Here is a 2,269-nt window from a genome sequence, read left to right as displayed (position 1 = left end):
GGACTACATATTCTACTTCACATCTGATAAAGATGCAGATAAGAATAACGAAGGAACCACGTTAGCAAAAGAATGGACAGAAGACCCACTCTTTAAGCAGCTGCRGGCTTCTAAAGACAATAAAGTATTCCAAGTGGATGAAGTAATTTGGAATACAGCAGGCGGTATTAAAGCTGCAAACTTAATGCTAGATGATATTGAAAAATATTTTTTGAAATAAATGATTGGTTGAGTGCATCACTTTAAATAGGTGATGTACTTTTTTGTTTGGTTAAATACAGAAAATTCCTTCTTTTAAGTGTGGATAAGTTGTACAATAAAACCAATCATGGAATAAAGGAGTGGRAAGGAATGAAAGCTACTCATAAAGATTGGATTTTATTTAACGGAAGAATTGTGAATACGAAGGAAGAACAGCCGATGGTCCCATTAGAGGAGAGGGGCTTTCAATTTGGTGATGGCATATATGAAGTATTTAGGCTATACGATGGGAAGCCTCATTTATTAGACTTACATTTGGAACGTTTTTTTAAATCTATGAGGGAAATAAATATTGTTCCGCCGTTTACAAAGGAAGAGTTAGTTGAAGAACTTCATCAAATGATTGAAAGAAATCAATTTCAAGAGGATGGGAATGTGTATCTTCAAATATCACGTGGAGCTCAAGCTCGAAATCATGTGTATACAAAAGATTTACAGCCAACATGTTTTGCGAATATTGTTTTGTTTCCAAGACCTACCGCTACTATGGAACAAGGAATAAAGGTTACTGTAGAAGAGGATATACGCTGGAAGTTCTGTCATATAAAATCTTTAAACCTTCTACCTAATATCATGATTAAAAATAAAATAAACGAGCAAGGGTATCAAGAAGCGATATTAGTACGAGATGGAGTTGTAACAGAAGGGTGTCATTCGAATTTCTTTATGGTGAAAAATAATAAATTAATTACACATCCGGCCGATAATTTCATTCTACACGGCATTACTCGTCACTACGTTATTACATTAGCGAAAGCTTTACATATTGAAGTAGAAGAGCGTGAATTCTCATTGCAAGAAGTATACGAGGCTGACGAATGTTTCTTTACAGCGACACCACTTGAAATATTCCCTGTTGTTCAAATTGGTGATGAGAAGTTTGGAAGTGGCGAAAGAGGACCAATTACGAAAAAACTACAAGCTGCATATGAAGAAAGTATTAGCTTGTTTAAAGTGACAAATTAATAATGAGGGAAAAAGCTGGTATTCCCCCAGCTTTTTTTCATGATATAATTCAACCATAGGACAAGTTTTGAAAACGCTGTAAAAAGGGGATTTAATATATGAATTATGAAGATTTTAAAGAAGTAATTCACGGTAGACGAAGTGTTAGAAAGTTTACAGAACAAGAAGTATCCACTAGTGATATAAAAGAAATTATTGATTGTGCTCGTTATGCACCGAGTGATACGAACTCACAAACGTGGGAGTTCTTGGTCATTATGAACCGAGAGAAAATTAAAGAAATTGAACAAATGACATGGGATGCATTACATAAACTTGCGGCAAAAGCATCAGAAAATGGAGAAGAGAAAGCAGGGAAATTACTTACACGTTCTTTCGGTCCATATGCGACAGCTTTCTCTGAGGCGCCAGTATTAATCGTATGTTTGGCAACACCATATGAATCAAAGTTTCGTGAAAAGATATTTGATCCAATTGCCTTCGTTCCTGATTCAGTATGGGAAGAGGAAGGAATTAAGAGTAGCTGTTTAGCAGCACAAAACTTAATGTTGGCTGCACATGCGAGAGGACTGGGTACTTGTCCAATGACAGGACCTGTATTATTAGCTCAAGATGAACTGCGACAATATTTACAAATTGAGCCTCAAAAACAAATTAATATGGTAATTTCACTCGGGTTTCCGAAAGATAAGCCGAAGAAACTTTCTCGAAAAGAAGTTGATGAGATTACAACATTTATTTTCTAAATGTTATGTAGAAAAGACATTGAAATGACAATGTCTTTTTATTTTGCATGGATATTTTTTTAGTGAATTGGGCTAAAATGATGAATAGAGTGGAATTACTATTTATTTCTTTAAAAAAATTAATGTTCTTAAAATGAAAGTATGGTACAGTAATCGTGAGCAAGCTAATATTTGTTCATGAAAGTGTTAAAAACTAGTTTTAAAATCAAGAAGTTATTTTTGTATAATAAATTATTATGAAATAACAGGGGGAATGAATTTTGAAGAAATTCATAATCGCTGGATTGTCTGTATTG

At 34.1% G+C, this 2,269-nt stretch carries 2 protein-coding genes and 1 pseudogene; all 3 read left to right on the top strand.

The features are described 5' to 3' along the window. Nucleotides 1-220, top strand: a pseudogene (locus tag AC1DJR_RS27080) (ABC transporter substrate-binding protein); the annotation flags it as partial. A gap of 131 nt (nt 221-351) precedes the next feature. Beyond that, a complete protein-coding gene (gene dat / locus AC1DJR_RS27075) occupies nt 352-1,227 on the top strand; it encodes a D-amino-acid transaminase (RefSeq protein WP_477003953.1) in 876 nt (291 codons plus the stop codon). A 98-nt stretch (nt 1,228-1,325) separates the two neighbouring features. Continuing rightward, nucleotides 1,326-1,973 (top strand): nitroreductase family protein, encoded by a 648-nt coding sequence (locus AC1DJR_RS27070; RefSeq protein ID WP_060750310.1) that lies wholly within the window; start codon nt 1,326-1,328, stop codon nt 1,971-1,973. Nucleotides 1,974-2,269 lie beyond the last annotated feature (296 nt).

The sequence above is a fragment of the Bacillus sp. 05T31 genome (genome assembly GCF_056396725.1).
This window is presented reverse-complemented; position numbering and strand designations above follow the sequence as displayed.

What these genes read in the sequence shown, in the direction of transcription:
- dat (WP_477003953.1), top strand. Translation starts at nt 352, where the DNA reads ATGAAAGCTACTCATAAAGATTGGATTTTATTTAACGGAAGAATTGTG.
- AC1DJR_RS27070 (WP_060750310.1), top strand. Translation starts at nt 1,326, where the DNA reads ATGAATTATGAAGATTTTAAAGAAGTAATTCACGGTAGACGAAGTGTT.